Below are 17,834 nucleotides of genomic sequence, written 5' to 3' on the forward strand. Positions count from 1 at the left end.
GTACAATACAAACCTCTGTAAATACCATTTTTTTTGTACTTCCTGTTGTTGCTTTGTCCTTCAAAATAAACAGGGATGATTGTTGCTGCACAGGAATATAATAGCCGTAGATGGTTGATACTGGCCATTCTATCAATAGGTGCGTTTTTGTCGCCATTGGATTTTTTTATTGTTAATGTGGCACTGCCGGATATTAAGCAGGCCTTCGGTGCCACAGATACCGCTTTACAGCTGGTAGTGGCGGGGTATGGCCTCACCTATGCTGTGCTGGTGGTCACCGGTGGGCGACTGGGAGATATCTTCGGCCGGAAGCGCGTGTTTATCACCGGGATGCTGTTGTTTATCATCGCTTCTGCAGCTTGTGCCGGCGCCATCAGTATAACATGGCTGATCGCCGCGCGGGTATTGCAGGGCATGGGTGCCGCCATGCTGGCGCCGCAGGTGATCGCCACCATCCGGGTGATATTTCCGCCGGCAGAACAACCACGCGCCATGGGGGTATTCGGGGCGGTATTCGGCCTCGCAGCCATTGCCGGACAACTGCTGGGCGGCCTGCTGATCAATGCACATGTATTTGGATATACCTGGCAAAGTGTATTCCTCGTAAACCTGCCGGCAGGGCTGACCTGTTGTGTGATGGCCTATGCCTGTATGCAGGAAAGCATGGCCGCCGCACGCCCCAGACTGGACATCGGTGGGATGTTGCTGGCCACCCTGACATTATTGTTATTCATTTATCCGCTGGTTAAAGGAAGAGAATTGGATTGGCCCTGGTGGATTTTCGCCTGCTTGCTGTTGTCGCTGGTGAGCGGATATATACTGCTACGTTATGAAGCACTGCTGTTGCGCCGGCAGCAGTCGCCACTGATCTATATTCCACTGCTGCAAGACCCGCATTTCCTGAAAGGAGCCGGGGTGATATATCTGTATAATCATACTGCTGCTTTCTTTCTCATTTTTCCTTATTATTTGCAGAATGGGCTACAGCAGGATGCTTTTACGGCAGGACTGGCGGTAATGCCCTATGCCATCGGGTTTTTCCTGGCGCCGTTGATGAGCCCGCGTAGCGGGCTGACAGCCAGCCAGCTCACTAAAGGTGGTATGCTATTGCTGGCAGGCGGTTTCCTGGTAAGTTCATTCGCCATGCATGTAGCACCACAGCCGGGCTGGCTGCTCAAGGTTGGTTTGCTGCTGGCCGGTACAGGACATGGTACCGTTATGCCTGCCATGCTGCGGCAGATCATGGCAGACGTGGAGGTCGCACTCGCCGGACAGGCAGCAGGAATTATCAGTACAGCCATACAGGTAGGTAGCGTGACAGGTACGGCGGTCATCGGAACACTGTTCTTTTCATTGCAGGAGCATTTTTCGTATAGCCGTTCCATAGAGATAGCGTTTGTTGCTTTGGCCCTGGTACTGTTTGCAGGATATCTGCTGGCAGGTAATTATAGTAATTCTAAAAAGATATCAAATGAATAATGAAGCAAAGGCCATAGCGATGGTCATGGATTTTCACGTAGCCATAGAAAAATGGTTTTGCGGAGAAGCGTCTTTGTCGGCAGATCAGCTGCTGCAGTACTTTAGCAGCGATTTTGAAATGACCGGCGCTGCTGGTAAAACGATGAATTACCAGGAGCTGGCAGCGTGGCTGCCTAAGGCAAAAGGAGCGAAGCCGGGTATGGTGATACGCGTCAGTCCGCCTGAAGTTTTTAGCACTTTCTGTTATACATTGGTGTATTATGAAGAAACGCAGGAAGTAGGGGAGACGCTGACTACCCGCAGATCATCCGCCATATTCCGGACGGAGAAATACGGCCTGAAATGGTGGCGGCTGACAGAGGAATGGATATTGTGATGTCGCTGAAAGTGGCTGCTATGGCTGGATTGTAGTCGCTGTGGTCATCTGCCCGAAGGGCGGGGAAAGCAAACAGATAACCATCATATACAACCAATTTTGATGGTTATCTGTTTGCAGTATAATACAGGCAGATGATAAGTCTTGTTTTTAAAAAGAAAAATATATTATATTTGTCCTCATCGCTAAAACGATTTAGCGTTTAACAGTCTTAAATAATATATGAAAAATTCCATGGCGGTTGGAGTGGATGTAGGCGGGTCGCATATTACAGCGGCATTGGTGGATCTGGAAAACAGATCGGTTATTGAAAAAACCTGGCGCAGAGAGCGTGTAAATTCTAAGGGCACTACTACAGAAATCGTGGATGCCTGGGCAGCAGTTATCCTTGATGTAGCTGCCGGACTACCACATCAACCTGTCATTATCGGTATAGGCATGCCTGGCCCTTTTAATTATGAAGAAGGGATCAGTCTGATGCAGAACCAGGATAAATACGACGCTTTATATGGCCTCAACGTCAGAGAGCTGCTGGCAGCAAAGCTCAACACTGAGCCTCAGCAGATCCGCTTCATCAATGATGCGGGCTGTTTCCTGCAAGGGGAAGCTTTCAGTGGCGCCGCCAGAGGCTTTAAAAGTGCCATCGGACTTACCCTGGGAACCGGTTTAGGCTCCGCCACCTTCGATGGCCACATCGCCAGAGACGCCGACCGCTGGTGTACTCCTTTTAAAGACAGCATTGCTGAAGAATATATTTCCTCCCGCTGGTTTATCAACAGGTATGCCGCTGTTAGCGGAAATGCAGTTAAAGATGTGAAAGCCCTGACGGAACTGATAGGTGCCGATCCCCGCATCCTGGATATCTTCCAGGAATTCGGTACTAACCTGGGAACCTTCCTGGTACCTTTTATTCAGGAAGAACAACCTGAAATAGTAATCCTGGGTGGCAATATCTCCAATGCCGCTGACCTGTTCTTCCCTGCGGTAACCGCAGTGCTGGCGCAGCATAATATTCACATCCCGATCCGTACCGCTCAGCTGGGCGAATCTGCCGCGATCATAGGCGCTGCCAGCGTATGGTACGACGAAACTGTAGACGTTTAATTTTTATAGATACGATTTTGTCCTGTTCTTTAGGATAATTATTAGCCTTACTAATGCACAACGCCCTGTCGCAAAACGGGGCGTTGCTGTTTTCGCCACTCATCACATTTTTTGTAGCCGGACTTGCAAATGCAAATCCCGGCTGCTATCTTACTTCCTCATTTCCGTATAGTCTGCACATATTATTGCTCCTGCAACAGGGGCTGGCTTTGTATTGTATAATACAGTGAACTGATGTTGTTGGTAAATTTATTCAACCTGTTTATAACGGTATTGCATACACGTAATGCAAAAAGTATATCTATTCTAATATAAACGCTATGGCAAATCAAAACAGTAATTCAAGGCGCTCATTCATCCGGAACTCACTGGGTGCTATTGCTGCTTTTACTATCGTGCCACGACATGTACTCGGTCGTGGATACCTTGCTCCCAGTGACCAGCTCACCAAAGCAGTGATTGGTACCGGTAACATGGGACGTGGACATTTTGGCTACGCAGGAACCCGCGTAGTAGCCATCTGTGATGTTGACCGCAGTCATATCCAGCTCGCAATGGACCAGCTGAAAGACAAATCTGTAAAAACGTTTACAGATTACCGTGAGGTAATACAATTACCGGAAGTAGACATTGTACATATCGCTACACCGCCGCACTGGCACGGTATCATCGCAGCCGATGCCGCCCGCGCAGGAAAAGATATCTGGTGTGAGAAACCCATGACAGCCACCATAGGAGAAGGTAAACGCCTCGTGGAAGCTGTACAGCAACATGGCCGCATCTTCCGCCTCAATACCTGGTTCCGCTTCGAAGATAACTTCTATGGCATGGGAACCACCGTGAAACCTATTAAGAAACTGGTGGAAAGCGGCCTCCTGGGATGGCCCCTGAAAGTTACCATCAGCAAACATACCGGCTTCGACTGGAAATTCTACTGGGTAGGTAAAACCAATCTCCCCGAAATGCCCGTACCTAAAGAACTCGACTACGATATGTGGCTGGGACCAGCGCCCTACAAGCCTTACAGCGCCCATCGCGTACACCAGACCTTCCGCGGCTACTGGGATTATGATGGCGGCGGACTCGGCGACATGGGGCAGCATTATATCGACCCGGTACAATACTTCCTCGGAAAAGATAATACCAGCCCCGTAAAAGTAGAAGTGGACGCACCGCAGCAACACCCCGATGCAGTAGGCACCTGGCGCCGTATTACCTATACCTATGCTGATGGTTGTCAGATCATCCTGGATGGGGAAGGTAAAGACGAAAAAGCAGCCTACATAGAAGGACCTAATGGTAAACTCTATCCTGGCTTTAAATCCACGATCCCGGACCTGGAAAGAAAACTGGCCTCCTTCCCTGACCCGGCGCCACAACAAACTGATTTTGCAGAAGCAGTAAGACTACGCCGCAAATTTGCACTCAACGAAGAAAACGGACACCGTTCTGCTACCCTGGTAAATATGGGTAAGGTCGCACTGCGACTAAACCGTTCACTGGAATTTGATCCGGTGAAACAGGAGTTTATCAATGATGCAGGCGCCAATGCACTGATTTATCAGCCTATGCGCGGCCCATGGACTATCTGATCTCACTAAAATCTATCTCATGAAAAAAATCACACTCGCTATATGCCTGCTGATCAGCTGCTGTACTGCCTTTGCGCAACCAGCTCCCGACCAGCGCGCATTTCATACCAAAGTTGCGGACATCCTGGCGTTGTTCCCGGCTACCAATGCCCAGGTACTCAATACCAATATGGAAACGATCGCCGGCCTCGGCGAGGAAGGCCTCGTTCAGATGGCCGCCATGCTGGCTGATCCCGGAAAAGGTGACAATACAAAAATGGAATATGCCCTTGCCGGTTACGCCTTCTATGTTACCCAGCCAGGCAGGGAAGCCCTAAGAAGTACTGCCAGCAATGCTTTTGCTAAAGCACTTGCCAATGCTTCCAATCCGGAAACAAAAGCATTCCTCATCCGTGAGCTGCAAGCCACCGGCAACGCCGCCGCTGTAAATGTGCTCATTCCTTACCTGAAAGATGCGCGCCTCTGTGATCCTGCTGCGAGAGCCCTGGTGAAAATTGCCGCCCCTGAAGGTGTGAAAGCTATCGCAGATGCACTGCCTGCTGCCGATGCTGCTGCTAAAATCACGCTCACCGAGGCTTTGGGAGATGCTAAATATGCGCCTGCAACGCCGGCACTGATCGCGCAGTTAACCGGTGCTGAACCTAAACTGGCGAAAGTCACCAATTATGCGCTGGCAGAAATTGCTGCCCCTGCCGCCGCTGCTCCGCTGAAAGCCGCTGCCGCAAAGGCAGACTACCGCTATGATGTAACCAATGCTACCGCATCTTATATCACTTATATCAATCACCTCTCCGACAAAAAACAGGCAGACCTCCTGGCACAGGGACTGATGGCGGCAACGAAAACGCCTGCCCGCGAAAATGCATATGTTGCCGGTCTGGATTTATACGCTGCCAACAATGGCGGAAAAGGTATCAATACCTATATCCTGGCGGCTACGGATGCCCGTGCACGTGTGAAAAATGCCGGCTGGAAACTAATTGCTGCCAATGCTGATGCGGTGTCTAAGCCACAACAGGCACAGGTGCTGACCTTACTCCGTACTGCCGACAACGTTACCAAAGCGGCTGCGCTCCGCCTGCTGGCTGATAATAAGGTTACCTGGGCACTGGCTGAAGAAACAGCACTGATAAAAGATAAAGATCCATTGGTGAGTACCGCAGCCATCGATGCTGCCGGCCGCACCGGCGGAACCGCTGCACTGCCGCAGCTGCTGGCTGCGCTGAATACCAGCGATGCTGCCACCGTAAAGGCGGTACAAAATGCGATGCTCATCATGCCGGGTAATACTGTCGTCTCTTCGGCTGCAGCTGCCTATAGTGGCCTGACGCCGGAAGGAAAGGCGGCGGTGATCGCACTGCTGGCGGCCAGGAAATCTGCAGAGAATGCTGGCATCGTACTGGAGGCTGCCAAAGGCGCCGATCCGTTACGCAGTGCCGCTTTCGAGGCCCTGCCAGCGGTGAGCAGCGGCAACGATTTATCTGCCTTAAATAATCTCCTGATAAATGCTGGCAATAATAAAGAAATAACGGCTGTACAACAGGCGATCATCAATACCGGTATCCCTGCCGCACAGGTGCAATCCCTGATGGCACAGGCGCCGAAAGATAAGCAGGCAGCCTATTTTAAAATACTGGCTGGACTCTCGGATAAAAATTCCCTACAGACCATCCTGACTGGATTTAATAACGGTAACGAACAAACGAAGTCGGAAGCTATCGGCGCATTAGCCGCCTGGACAAACACCGATGCTGCTCCTATGCTGCTGGACATCGCCAGAAACCCGGCGAATAAAGGATTACAAGACCAGGCCCTGACAGGGTACATCGGCATTGCAGCAAAAAATAAGCTCCCTGCTGATCAGAAAGTGCTGATGCTGCGTAATGCACTCGAACTCACCAGCACCGCAGCCGTACAGCAAAAGGCACTGAAAACACTGGCCAGCTGCAAAACCTATGGCGCTTTATTGCTGGCAGGCAATTACCTGGATAACGCCGCTGTAAAATCAGAAGCGGCTGAAACAGTGATGAACATTGCGCTGGCGGATAAATCCTTCAACGGTACTACGGTAAAAAACCTGCTGGAAAAAGCATCGGCTAACCTCAGCAGCGGTGATGCAGATTATCAGCGCCAGTCGATCCGTAAATACATCGCGGAAATGCCTGCCGGAGAAGGTTTCGTGCCTATGTTCAATGGTACTGACCTCAGCGGCTGGAAAGGCCTGGTAGAAAATCCTATCGCCAGAGCTAAGATGACGGAGAAAACGCTGAATGCCGCACAGGCCAAAGCCAATGAAACCATGCGCAAAGGCTGGGTAGTGAAAGATGGACTGCTCGTGTTTACCGGCGAAGGTGATAATCTCTGTACAGAAAAAAAATATGGCGACTTTGAAATGCTGGTAGACTGGAAGATTACTGCCCAGGGTGATGCCGGCATTTACCTGCGCGGATCGCCACAGGTGCAGATCTGGGATACTTCCCGCAGAAATGTGGGCGCAGAAGTAGGCAGCGGTGGACTTTACAACAACCAGACCCACCAGAGCAAACCACTGGTGCTGGCAGATAACGCCATCGGTGAATGGAACCATTTCCGTATTATCATGAAAGGAGACCGTGTAACGGTTTATCTCAATGGTCAGCTGGTAACAGACAATACCATCCTCGAAAACTACTGGGACCGCGGCCTGCCTATCTTCCCGGAAGAACAGATTGAATTGCAGGCGCATGGCACCTATGTGGCTTACCGCGATCTCTATATCAAAGAACTGCCACGCCCTGTTGCTTATACGCTGAACGACGAAGAGAAAAAAGCAGGCTATAAAGTACTGTTTGATGGTACCAACATGCATAACTGGACAGGCAATACCAAAGATTATATCATGGAAGATGGTAACCTGGTAATTCGTCCTTCAGATGATGGTGGTCACGGTAACCTGTATACGAAAGATGAATACAAGGATTTTTCTTTCCGTTTTGAGTTTCAGCTGACACCAGGCGCCAACAATGGTTTGGGCGTACATGCGCCATTAACTGGTGATGCTGCCTATGTAGGTATGGAATTACAGATACTGGACAATGAAGCAGATATCTATAAGAGTCTGCATGAATACCAGTACCATGGCTCCGTTTATGGTGTCATTCCTGCAAAGCGTGGCTTCCTGAAGCCGGTAGGAGAGTGGAACTATGAAGAAGCAATCGTACAGGGAACACATATAAAAGTGATCCTGAACGGTGAAGTCATCCTCGACGGTGATATCGCGGATGCCCGCGACCATGGTACCTTAGATCATAAAGATCATCCTGGTCTGAAAAATGAAACAGGGCACATCGGATTTTTAGGACATGGTAGTGTGGTGAAGTTTAGAAATATTCGTGTGAAGACGTTATAAGTTATTTGTTTCCCCGAAATCAAGAAGGGCTGCCAACGGCAGCCCTTCTTGATTTCGGGGGATTTTCAGCGCGCTGAAAATTCCCCAGCCCCCCGGAAAAAATTAAAACGCAGTTTCCGGATGCTGATGATTGGCAGCAGGATTCTGCTGGAAAATCTTACACAGCATGGCGTACAATTCCGGGTGCTTTTCCGCCAGTAAATCCGGGCGTTCGAAGAAGTATTCAGAGATAACGGCAAAGAATTCTCCTTCATTGGTAGCGCCATAAGGATTGATGTCGGTATGCCCGGACATCATTTGCTGTATCGTCTGATGCACCAGTTTCATCCATGGAATGCTGTAGCTGTGTTCAATGAGGTTGCGTGGCAATCCATCTACATAGCCGTCAGACTTATCGAGCAGGTGTACGAATTCATGGATGGCGGTATTACTTTTGTCGGTGGTGTTGGAGAAGCCTTCCCGCAATGCATTTTTCGACAGGGCCATCTGGCCGTTGAGTGGGCCGCTGCCTACCATACCGAGGATATTCCTGCGGTTACCTTCGTATTGATAGCTCTCATCAAAGGTATCCGGGTAGAGGATCACATTGGTAAGATTGAAATATTCCCAGTCTTTAAACCCGAAGATCGGGATGATGGCGCTGGCGGCTACCAGCACGCGGTCCAGCGGTTCTACGGTCGTATGCACTCCTTCGATGGTCGTGCGTTTCAGGAATTTGGTTACCTTTTCCTCAAAGCGTACCTTATCTGCGTCGTCCAGTTGCTGATAGTAGCGTACATTGTCCTGCAGCAGCGACCGGTAAGTGTCGGGAACTGCGGCGTGTAACGTTCTTCTACGTGAGAAGATGTTGTAAATATAGCCGATGAGTATCAGCCCCATCATAATTAATCCAAACAAAACCATCTTATCCCAATTTTACGTTCTATTTATTTTCTGAGCGATTTAAACTCAGAAGTAGTCTTCCATTTAGGGAAAGTACTTTCATTGCTGAGTGTCAGTCCTACGTCAAACAGCAGGCGGATATCCTGAACCATGCCATCGAGTTTCCAGGTGGCAGGATCGAATTCGTCTTTTGGTGAGTGGTAACGTTCACGGTTATACGTGGCGATCTGCTCTTTTGCCCAGCCTGGTGCTTGTCCAATGGCATCTGTGCCAGGGCCGATATAGAGGCCTGGTACTCCTTTTTTCGCAAAGTTGAAATGGTCGGAGCGGAAAAACCAGCCACCTTCCGGATGGTCTTCCGGTGTGATCACGCGGCCTTGTTTAGCGGCGGCGCGCTGTGCATATTCATCGAGCTCAGATTGTCCCAGGCCGATAACCGTGATATTTTTTGTTTTACCGAAGAAGTTCAGTACATCCAGGTTGATATCGGCGACGGTTTTATTCATGGGAAATACGGGATGACTGGCGTAGTATTCTGAGCCGAGCAGTCCCTGCTCTTCTCCGGTAACTGCCAGAAACAGGACAGACCTTTCCGGTACAGGTTTTACCTGTGCAAATGCAGTAGCCAGTTCGAGCAGTCCGGCGGTGCCGCTGGCGTTGTCTACTGCGCCGTTGTAAATGGAATCACCTTTAACCGTTTCACCGATGCCGAAGTGGTCCCAGTGGGCCGAATATACGACACATTCCTGCGGCCGTTTTGAGCCTGGCAGAATGGCCAGTACATTATGTGAGGTAGATTTTTTAATAGTATTGTTGATGACCAGGGATGTTTTCAGGTGAAGATCAACCGGTTTAAATCCTTTCTTCCTGGCCTGCTCCATGATATCGGGGGAGATGCCTGCCAGTGCAAACATTTTCTTTGCCGATTCCTGTGATATCCAGCCTTCCATGATGGTGCGCGACATATTATTGTCGGCGGTCTGGAGGTGTAGTTTTGAATTGGACCATCCGCTGCGTACTACTTTCCATGGGTAGCTGGCAGCAGCTGTTTCGTGGATGATAATCACGCCGGCAGCGCCTTGCCTGGAAGCCTCTTCAAACTTATACGTCCAGCGGCCGTAGTAGGTCATGATATGGCCTTTGAAGAGGGTGCTGTCTGCGAAGCCGGGGTCGTTGATGAGTACCACCACGGTTTTACCTTTCACATCGAGTCCGGCATAGTCATTCCAGTGGTATTCCGGTGCTACGATACCGTAACCGGCAAATACCAGGTCCGAATTTTGCAGTTTCACCTGGTCCTGTACACGACGGGTAGCGGCTACGTAGTCGTCCAGGTATTGAAGGGTGATGCTGTCATTTTTACCTTTTATAACAAGATTACCGGCAGGTTTTGAGAAGATGTTGACCATGGGTACATCCTGAAAATAGCTGTTGCCATTGCCTGGTTTAAGGCCCAGGGCTTTGAATTGGGCGGCTATATATTGAATGGCGCTGTCTTCTCCGCGGGTAAAGGGTTTCCGGCCCTCGAAGGCATCAGAAGCGAGCTTGCTGATATGTTTGGTAAAACCTGCTTCATTGATGGCGGCGGCAGCGGGATTTTCCTGTGCATGTACAGTAATCTGGCCAAGGCTGGCAGCCAGTAATAGTAGTGTTAGTTTTCTCAAAGCAAAATTATTTAAAAGGAAAAATTAGTGGAGTTCGGTTAGATTTCCAAATTCATATGAACCCTTATCTTTGTTATTATGCAGATAAACATCGCTAAAAAAGCTGCGGCAGAAGAGGCCGCCAAACTGGTAAGAACCGGTATGACAGTGGGACTGGGTACAGGCAGTACCGCCTATTATGCCATCATACGCCTCGGCGAAATGGTCAGAAATGAAGGGCTGATCATTAATGCAGTAGCTACCTCCGAGGAGTCGGACAAGCTGGCCAGGGAACAGGGTATTCCTATGGTCCCTTTCAGCGAGGTACAGCAGATCGATATCGATATTGACGGGGCCGATGAATCAGATGCATCGCTTCGCCTGATCAAAGGTGGCGGTGGTGCTTTGCTTCGCGAAAAAATTATCGCAGCAGCATCTGACCAGATGATCGTTATCGCAGATGAAGCCAAACTGGTAAATACACTTGGTAAGTTCCCGCTGCCGGTAGAAATCATCCCTTTTGCACATGAACTGACCATGCACAAGCTGAAAGAGCTGGGTGGTGCGCCGGTTATCAGGCATAAGTCGGACAAAGTCTTCATTACCGATAACGGCAATTATATTGCGGATTGTTATTTTGAAGAGATCCCCGACCCGGAAACCTTACATGCACAGCTGAACGGTATTCCGGGTGTAGTAGAAAACGGGTTGTTTATCGGCCTTGCCACTACGCTGATCGTCGGTAATGACAAGGGCGAAGTACAGATCTATCATCGCTGATCCTTATCGAGCAGGGAATGTTTTTTAGTGTCTTTTGATGTAACATATACCAGCAGGGAGATGAATATGCATACGGTCACATACCAGTAATAGCCGGATTCATGTCCCTGTTGTTTAAAGAAGAGCGCAATCGGTTCGGCGGTGCCGCCGAATAATGCCACGGTGAGCGCATAAGGAAACCCAACACCCAGTGCCCTGATCTCCGCAGGGAATAATTCTGCTTTTACCACCGCATTGATAGCGGTATAGCCACTCACAATTACCAGTGCCGCCAGGATCAGCCAGAAGGCTGTCCAGGAAGAGTCTGCCTTGCTGATAGCCGTCAGGATAGGAACGGTCAGTAAGGTGCCCAGCACCCCAAAACTTATCAGGATCGGCTTCCTGCCAATACGGTCAGACAACCAGCCTACAAGGGGCTGTAAACAGGCATAAATGAGCATCAGGAAGAAGGTGAGCGTTGTGGCACTTTCAATACTCATTTTAACGGTATTTACCAGGAATTTCTGCATGTAGGTGGTATAGGTATAAAATGCCAGCGTACCGCCCATGGTGAGGCCTACCACCGTTAATACCGCTTTGGGGTGCTCCCGGAAGAGGATTTTCAGACTTCCTTTCTCTTTTTCGCTGGCTTTTTCCTTTTCAAAGGCAGTAGATTCCTGCATGTTTCTGCGGAGGTACAGTACAGAGAATGCCAGCAGGGCGCCTATCCAGAAAGGGATGCGCCAGCCCCAGCTGTGCAGCTGTTCCGGCGTCAGGAAAAGTTTTTGAAGTACCAGCTGTACGCCCAATGCCAGCAACTGGCCACCGATGAGGGTGACGTACTGGAAGCTGGAATAAAATCCCCTGAAATCAGGGGTGGCTACTTCACTCAGGTAAGTGGCAGATGTGCCGTATTCGCCGCCTACGCTGAGGCCCTGTAAAAGCCTTGCCAGCGTGAGTAATACCGGTGCTGCCACACCTATAGCCCTATAGGAAGGAGTGATGGCTATTAATACCGAGCCCAGCGACATCAGCAGTACCGATAAGGTCATGGCTGTTTTACGGCCCTGCCTGTCTGCAATACGGCCAAACATCCAGCCGCCGATGGGCCGCATCAGGAAACCAACGGCGAAAATGGCAGCCGTATTTAATAGCTGGGCAGTATAGTTGCCTTTAGGGAAAAAAACAGGTGCAAAATATAATGAAAAAGTTGAATAGATGTACCAGTCATACCATTCCACCATATTTCCCGCAGAACCCGTAAGTATGGCTTTAATTCGCCAGGAATCAGGATGCTTCATATATACTACGAAAATATATTTTATACCCGAAAAATCAGTAGTTATTTGATATTGAAGAAACTAAGTGAAAAAAATTAGGATGGTATTTTAATATGCCCTATCTTCGTACGGCTTCTTAAAGAATCATGTATTTCAATTCTGTTAGTAATCTTCACTTACCTTCAGCTTTCTTACTTTTTTCTTCTAGTTGCTCAGCGAGCCGGCTGATTAACATGGCAAGAATGCGTTCACTATTAAAAATTAAATAAATGCAAACAGGTGTTGTAAAATTTTTTAATGAAACTAAAGGTTTTGGTTTTATTAAAATCGAAGGTACTAACCAAGAAATCTTTGTTCACGTATCTGGTATTAAAGAAAGCATTGGCGAAAACGACCGCGTAGTATTCGACGTGGAAGAAGGCAGAAAAGGCCCTAATGCTGTTAACGTAAGACTGGCTTAATTATCTTAAGATATAAGTTTTGTTACAAGCGTGTACTGTTCTACAGTACACGCTTTTTTTATCTACCTATATCAGCTGCTTCAAAATACTTACCCCTTGCTGCAAATCTTCCATCGAAGAGGAGGCAAACCCCAGCCTTACGCCGTTTGCATCATATTCCGGGTACACATGTATCTGTCCGTCTGACAGGTATAGTCCCCTTTTATACGCTTCCCTGGCCAGTTTTTCGAGGCGGATATGCCTGCTGAACTCCGTCCATACCGTCATGCCGCCTTCCGGTACCGTGAATTTCACGGCATCTTTTAGCTCCTGGTGCATCAGCGCACAGAAATAATCCCTGCGGTCTTTATAGATACCCAGCGTTTTACGTAGGTAGCGCTGGATGGTGCCATCCGTCAGCAGATCAGCCATGGCATTTTCCAGGATATGATCGCCCTGCCTGTCGAGCAGCACCCGTACCCTGCTCAGGTGTTTTACCACATTTTCTGCTGCCACCAGGTACCCCAGGCGGAAAGCAGGAGACAGGCTTTTGCTGAATGATCCGCAATAGATAACCATACCATTTTCATCGGCGCTGGCCAGCGGCAGCAACGGCCTTTGCCGGTAGTGGAAGTCATAATCGTAATCATCTTCAAATATGATAAAGCCATATTCATTGGAGAGTCTTAACAACTCGAGCCGCCTGTCGAGGCGCAGCGATACCGTAGTAGGATAGTGGTGGTGTGGCGTTACATACACCATTCTTACCTTTCTGCGGCGACAGATTTTTTTCAGTTCATCTACTACAATCCCATGTTCATCCATGGGGATGCCAATATGTTTAGCGCCTGCATGGAGGAAATTCCGTTCCGACCTTCCCCAGCCCGGAATGCCCGATACTACTACATCGCCGGGTTTTATCAGTCCATTGCAAACCAGGTTGGTGCCCATCACGGTACCACGCACCGACAAGATATTGGCGGCGGTAGTTTTCAGTCCGCGGGTTTCATTCAGGTAGGCCGATATTGACTTTTTGTAGTAGTCCGAACCATCGGGATTGCCGTAGGCGCCGAATTTAGAGTACAAACCACTGCGGGTAAGCTGGCTGCGATAGGAGCGGTATAGCTCTTTGAGTGGCGCCAGTCGCGGGTCGGGGAGGCCATCGTCCAGGTGTAGTGCTGCGGATGCTGTTACGGGCAATGGACCCAGATAATCCATATTGTATATGTCGAAGCCGGCTTTGGCAGGAACTGTTTTTACCGGTGGAGTGCCAAGTTGGTTGGGCTGAAGCTCCGGCACGGCGGCACTTACAAAGGTCCCTTTCCCGACGTGGCTGGTCAGCCACCCTTGTAATACCAGCTCTTCAAAGGCTTTAGAAGCCGTAATACGGTTGATACGGCACAGGGACGCCAGTTCCCTGCTGCTGGGGAGCTTTTCGCCGGTGCGGAGGTGCCCGGACCTGATAAATTCCAGTATGGCATCCGCCAGCTGAAGGTATACCGCCCTTTCAGCATGATGGTCCAGTTGAATGGCGCTGAAAATTCTTGCAGACATTGGCCTATCTGATTTGTTGAAATTGGACTACAAAAATAATCCATTTTCAAAATACTTTTGTTGCAGCGATAGCAGTTTAACAACAGGTAATCCCATTTTGCTGTTATCTATTTTCGGAAGAAATTTTATTAAAGAGATGCCCGCAAATAATATACTAACGATCCAGAGTCTTGTATCTACCGGTTATGTAGGCAACAACGCCGCCATGCTGGCTATTCAGCTGCATGGTTTTGATCCGGTTATGCTGCCAACGGTATTATTGTCCGCACATACCGGTCATAAAGCGTTTTATGGAGAATCTATCAGCCCGGAGCTGTTCGAAAAGCTGCTAAGGGGAATTAAGGAGATAGATATCCTGGCAGATACGGATTACCTCTTAACAGGCTATATCGCTACAGAATCGCTGGTAGCCTTGTCTGCGGCCTTTATCGCGGCGCTGAAGCAGGAAGATACGCGTTTTGTATTCCTTTATGATCCTGTATTTGGCGACATGCGCACTGATGGCTTATATGTTCCTGCAGCTGTGGCAGACCTTTCTGTTTCCGCATTGCTGCCACTGAGTGATGTTGTGACCCCTAACCATTTTGAACTGGAGTATATCCTTCAACGTGAGGTACGCACCATCGAAGCATTACAGGAAGCCGTAGCCGCACACCCTTTGTTAAGTACCAGGGCCGTAGTGATGACCAGCGCCGAAATGCAGGATGCACCGACAGATCAGGTAGAGGTGATATTATTGAAAGATAATACAGTAAAGCGTTTTCGTAGTAAGAAAGTGGAAGCTGATATCGTTGGTACCGGTGATCTTTTTGCCGCCACCATCGCCGCTCAGCTGAATATGGGCAGGGAGCTGGAAACCGCCATCAGCATTACCATGGACCTGATCAGCAGTGCCATGGACTATGTAAAAGACAGCAGGTTCAGTGAAATCAATGCTAAATCTTTACTCAAATTCAGACATCTGCTGGAAGCATAAAAAATATAAATCTACCTATATGGCATTTAATATTCAACCCGTATTGGAAAATGACAAGGCTATGCTAAAACCCTTACAGGAAAAGGATTTTGACGAAGTATATGCCGCCGCTGCTGACCCGCTGGTATGGGAGCAGCATCCTAATAAAGACCGCTACAAAGAAGAGGTGTTTCGTACCTACTTTGAAGGCGCTATGGCCAGCAAGGGCGCTTTTAAAATCATCGATAAGCAAAGCGGAAAAGTAGCCGGCAGTACCAGGTTTTATGATTACAACCCGACAGATAACAGCATCATGATCGGTTATACCTTTTATGCACGTGAGTTCTGGGGGAAAGGACTGAATATGTCTGTGAAGAAATTAATGCTGGATTATATTTTTCAGTATGTGGACAAAGTGATTTTCCAGGTAGGGGCTACCAATACCCGCTCCCAGATTGCGATTGGTCGCGTAGGTGCTGTGAAAACAGGAGAAGAGATGATCAATTATTACGGCGAAGCACCCAAATTTAATTTTATATATACCATCAATAAAACTGACTGGAAGCATGAATGATGTAGCGCTGCATATCCAGGAAATACTGGAACGTATTGAAAAGGCATGCATTGCCGGCAACCGGAGTAAAGACAGTGTACGGCTGCTGCTGGCCACTAAAACAGTAGCGCCGGAACGTATTAAACTGGCGCTGGAAGCAGGACAAACACTGATTGCAGAAAATAAAGTGCAGGAGTTAAAAGAGAAATACGAAGCGTTGAAAGACGTGCCGCATGAAAATCATTTCATTGGACATCTGCAAACCAATAAAGTAAAGGATATCCTGAAATATGAAGTACAATGTGTGCAGTCGCTGGATCGTATTGAGCTGGCAGAGAAGCTGCACCAGCGGCTCAGTACCGAAGGCCGCCACCTGGATGTGCTGTTGCAGGTCAATACTTCCGGAGAGGAAAGTAAATTCGGTGTACACCCTGATCAGGCACTTGCGCTGGCGAAAGCTGTGGCTGCATTTTCTACCTTACGTATCAAAGGTTTGATGACGATTGGTTTGCTGAGTGCAGATGCGGTGCAGGTAAGAAAATGTTTTCAGCTGTTACGGACAGTACAGGGAGAAATCGCTGCTGCGGCTATTCCTGGGGTGGAAATGAAGGAGTTGTCTATGGGTATGAGTGGCGATATGGATATTGCTATTGAAGAAGGTGCAACGATAGTGCGTGTGGGTACGGCTATCTTTGGCAAGCGTCCTACGCCGGACAGCTTTTACTGGAATGAAAATGCGTAGATAAAATATTTAATAGCTATACAGGAAAGGGCTGTCTCTATTTCTAGAGACGGCCCTCGTTATTAGTGTATAAAGATAGGGTTTCAGTCTTTTAGGTTTAGCCATGCAGCCACTGCCTGGTAATTGCTGAGGTCAACGGACGACTGTCGCGCATTGGACGCTACAGTTCCTGAAACGATGAGGATCTTCACCTGCATATCCGTTACCGTTGCATTATAAATGTTTGGTGGCGCCACGGAACCTGTCTGCACAAAATAATAGTAGAGCTTCACTTTATTTAAAGCTGTACCTACCGCATAGTTGAAGGAATAATTGCGGCTGTTGTTCTCCAAAAACGTGAGTGGCAGTGAAGTCCATTCGTTGGTCAGCGAATTGATAATCCTGATATACACCAGTACCATTCCATTTTTCAGGATGGCATCGGTTACTTTGTTATTACTCCTGGTATAGGATTTTGCGCTCCATCCTTCAGCAGAACTGCTGCTGATAGGGAACCAGTAGGTATCGTTGACGTAATCGCTGTTTTTTAACGTAAACGTATCTACGACTACATTGGCATTGCCAGCCACACCTTGTGGCCCTTGTGGTCCTGTAGTGCCCTGTGGGCCTGTAGCTCCGGCCGGGCCGGTATCTCCTTTCTTGGCACAGGAAAATAAGATGGTGCTAACCAACAGACAGAAAAACAGGTTTAAATGGTGTTTTTTCATGACGTATAAATTAGGGGTAATCCATAAATCTCAGTTACCAAATTTATGACAGCGTATATGCTTTTTAGTTATAAACTGGTAAATGGATTTACATTTTGTATAAGTGGCCGTAATACGCTGAAAGATGGATTCCTGCCATAGTGTAGCCTGCCCAGGCTATAATATCAATGTTCTACACTCATCAGAAAATACTGATCATCTACCTGAAAATCCTTGTTGTTGGTATTTTTTAACCGGAGCGTTGCAAATGCGGTGGTGGGAAAGAGCATGATGGTTGTTTTTCCGCGCAACATCGCAGCCACGGGCATATTGAAGCCTGCTGTCACATTTTTCCAGCGGTAATTTATTTGCACGTGATGGCGTGCCCCATATGATCGGTG

The 17,834-nt window shown here is 48.5% G+C and carries 16 protein-coding genes; 10 read left to right on the forward strand and 6 right to left on the reverse strand.

Going from position 1 to position 17,834, the window contains the following annotated elements:
- The first annotated feature begins 75 nt into the window (after positions 1–75).
- The 5 genes from F3J22_RS17040 (at position 76) to F3J22_RS17060 (ending at position 7,939) form a co-directional block, all read left to right on the forward strand.
- The gene (locus F3J22_RS17040; RefSeq protein ID WP_167019150.1) at positions 76–1,479 is read left to right on the forward strand and encodes an MFS transporter; all 1,404 of its coding nucleotides are present in this window, start codon (positions 76–78) and stop codon (positions 1,477–1,479) included.
- The gene (locus F3J22_RS17045; protein ID WP_167019151.1) at positions 1,472–1,855 is read left to right on the forward strand and encodes a hypothetical protein; all 384 of its coding nucleotides are present in this window, start codon (positions 1,472–1,474) and stop codon (positions 1,853–1,855) included. Before F3J22_RS17040 ends, F3J22_RS17045 begins: the two co-directional genes overlap by 8 nt.
- A 222-nt stretch (positions 1,856–2,077) precedes the next feature.
- Complete coding sequence (locus F3J22_RS17050; protein WP_167019152.1) at positions 2,078–2,959, forward strand: ROK family protein; 882 nt, start codon at positions 2,078–2,080, stop codon at positions 2,957–2,959.
- Positions 2,960–3,279: 320 nt separating this feature from the next.
- A complete protein-coding gene (locus F3J22_RS17055) occupies positions 3,280–4,551 on the forward strand; it encodes a Gfo/Idh/MocA family oxidoreductase (protein WP_167019153.1) in 1,272 nt (423 codons plus the stop codon).
- Positions 4,552–4,570: 19 nt separating this feature from the next.
- On the forward strand, positions 4,571–7,939 hold the full coding sequence (locus F3J22_RS17060) for a DUF1080 domain-containing protein (RefSeq protein ID WP_167019154.1): 3,369 nt from the start codon (positions 4,571–4,573) through the stop codon (positions 7,937–7,939).
- Between the two features lie 102 nt (positions 7,940–8,041).
- On the opposite strand, the gene F3J22_RS17065 is transcribed toward F3J22_RS17060, so the two are convergent.
- Positions 8,042–8,836 carry a zinc-dependent peptidase gene (locus tag F3J22_RS17065; protein ID WP_205195385.1) on the reverse strand — a complete coding sequence of 265 codons (795 nt, stop codon included), beginning with the start codon at positions 8,834–8,836 and terminating at the stop codon, positions 8,042–8,044.
- 29 nt (positions 8,837–8,865) lie between these two features.
- Positions 8,866–10,485, reverse strand: coding sequence for a M28 family metallopeptidase (locus F3J22_RS17070; RefSeq protein ID WP_167019156.1), 1,620 nt, complete (start codon positions 10,483–10,485; stop codon positions 8,866–8,868).
- A gap of 78 nt (positions 10,486–10,563) precedes the next feature.
- Between F3J22_RS17070 and rpiA the strand changes: the two genes are divergently transcribed.
- Entirely contained in the window at positions 10,564–11,244 is a 681-nt protein-coding gene (gene rpiA / locus F3J22_RS17075; RefSeq protein ID WP_167019157.1) for a ribose-5-phosphate isomerase RpiA, read from the forward strand.
- Here rpiA and F3J22_RS17080 read toward each other — a convergent pair.
- Entirely contained in the window at positions 11,235–12,524 is a 1,290-nt protein-coding gene (locus F3J22_RS17080) for an MFS transporter (protein WP_167019158.1), read from the reverse strand. The genes rpiA and F3J22_RS17080 overlap by 10 nt on opposite strands.
- 248 nt (positions 12,525–12,772) lie before the next feature.
- On the opposite strand from F3J22_RS17080, the gene F3J22_RS17085 reads away from it, so the two are divergent.
- Entirely contained in the window at positions 12,773–12,964 is a 192-nt protein-coding gene (locus tag F3J22_RS17085) for a cold-shock protein (protein ID WP_073086969.1), read from the forward strand.
- Between the two features lie 66 nt (positions 12,965–13,030).
- On the opposite strand, the gene F3J22_RS17090 is transcribed toward F3J22_RS17085, so the two are convergent.
- Entirely contained in the window at positions 13,031–14,497 is a 1,467-nt protein-coding gene (locus tag F3J22_RS17090) for a PLP-dependent aminotransferase family protein (RefSeq protein ID WP_167019159.1), read from the reverse strand.
- 136 nt (positions 14,498–14,633) lie between these two features.
- Here F3J22_RS17090 and pdxY point away from each other — a divergent pair, with 136 nt between their 5' ends.
- Genes pdxY through F3J22_RS17105 form a run of 3 tightly spaced genes read left to right on the forward strand, consistent with a single transcriptional unit; the run spans position 14,634 to position 16,747 of the window.
- On the forward strand, positions 14,634–15,473 hold the full coding sequence (gene pdxY, locus F3J22_RS17095) for a pyridoxal kinase (RefSeq protein WP_167019160.1): 840 nt from the start codon (positions 14,634–14,636) through the stop codon (positions 15,471–15,473).
- 19 nt (positions 15,474–15,492) lie between these two features.
- Complete coding sequence (locus tag F3J22_RS17100) at positions 15,493–16,026, forward strand: GNAT family N-acetyltransferase (protein ID WP_167019161.1); 534 nt, start codon at positions 15,493–15,495, stop codon at positions 16,024–16,026.
- Positions 16,019–16,747 (forward strand): YggS family pyridoxal phosphate-dependent enzyme, encoded by a 729-nt coding sequence (locus F3J22_RS17105; protein ID WP_167019162.1) that lies wholly within the window; start codon positions 16,019–16,021, stop codon positions 16,745–16,747. The genes F3J22_RS17100 and F3J22_RS17105 overlap by 8 nt, the downstream gene beginning before the upstream one ends.
- 83 nt (positions 16,748–16,830) lie before the next feature.
- Here F3J22_RS17105 and F3J22_RS17110 read toward each other — a convergent pair whose 3' ends face one another.
- The gene (locus F3J22_RS17110) at positions 16,831–17,454 is read right to left on the reverse strand and encodes a collagen-like protein (protein WP_167019163.1); all 624 of its coding nucleotides are present in this window, start codon (positions 17,452–17,454) and stop codon (positions 16,831–16,833) included.
- 164 nt (positions 17,455–17,618) lie between these two features.
- Positions 17,619–17,807 carry a hypothetical protein gene (locus F3J22_RS17115; RefSeq protein ID WP_167019164.1) on the reverse strand — a complete coding sequence of 63 codons (189 nt, stop codon included), beginning with the start codon at positions 17,805–17,807 and terminating at the stop codon, positions 17,619–17,621.
- Positions 17,808–17,834 lie beyond the last annotated feature (27 nt).

The sequence above is a fragment of the Chitinophaga sp. Cy-1792 genome (genome assembly GCF_011752935.1).
Taxonomy (GTDB): Bacteria; Bacteroidota; Bacteroidia; order Chitinophagales; family Chitinophagaceae; genus Chitinophaga.

Coding starts and splice junctions, on each gene's coding strand:
- F3J22_RS17040 (WP_167019150.1), top strand. CDS start 76: ATGATTGTTGCTGCACAGGAATATAATAGCCGTAGATGGTTGATACTG.
- F3J22_RS17045 (WP_167019151.1), top strand. CDS start 1,472: ATGAATAATGAAGCAAAGGCCATAGCGATGGTCATGGATTTTCACGTA.
- F3J22_RS17050 (WP_167019152.1), top strand. CDS start 2,078: ATGAAAAATTCCATGGCGGTTGGAGTGGATGTAGGCGGGTCGCATATT.
- F3J22_RS17055 (WP_167019153.1), top strand. CDS start 3,280: ATGGCAAATCAAAACAGTAATTCAAGGCGCTCATTCATCCGGAACTCA.
- F3J22_RS17060 (WP_167019154.1), top strand. CDS start 4,571: ATGAAAAAAATCACACTCGCTATATGCCTGCTGATCAGCTGCTGTACT.
- rpiA (WP_167019157.1), top strand. CDS start 10,564: ATGCAGATAAACATCGCTAAAAAAGCTGCGGCAGAAGAGGCCGCCAAA.
- F3J22_RS17080 (WP_167019158.1), bottom strand. CDS start 12,524: ATGAAGCATCCTGATTCCTGGCGAATTAAAGCCATACTTACGGGTTCT.
- F3J22_RS17085 (WP_073086969.1), top strand. CDS start 12,773: ATGCAAACAGGTGTTGTAAAATTTTTTAATGAAACTAAAGGTTTTGGT.
- F3J22_RS17090 (WP_167019159.1), bottom strand. CDS start 14,497: ATGTCTGCAAGAATTTTCAGCGCCATTCAACTGGACCATCATGCTGAA.
- pdxY (WP_167019160.1), top strand. CDS start 14,634: ATGCCCGCAAATAATATACTAACGATCCAGAGTCTTGTATCTACCGGT.
- F3J22_RS17100 (WP_167019161.1), top strand. CDS start 15,493: ATGGCATTTAATATTCAACCCGTATTGGAAAATGACAAGGCTATGCTA.
- F3J22_RS17105 (WP_167019162.1), top strand. CDS start 16,019: ATGAATGATGTAGCGCTGCATATCCAGGAAATACTGGAACGTATTGAA.
- F3J22_RS17110 (WP_167019163.1), bottom strand. CDS start 17,454: ATGAAAAAACACCATTTAAACCTGTTTTTCTGTCTGTTGGTTAGCACC.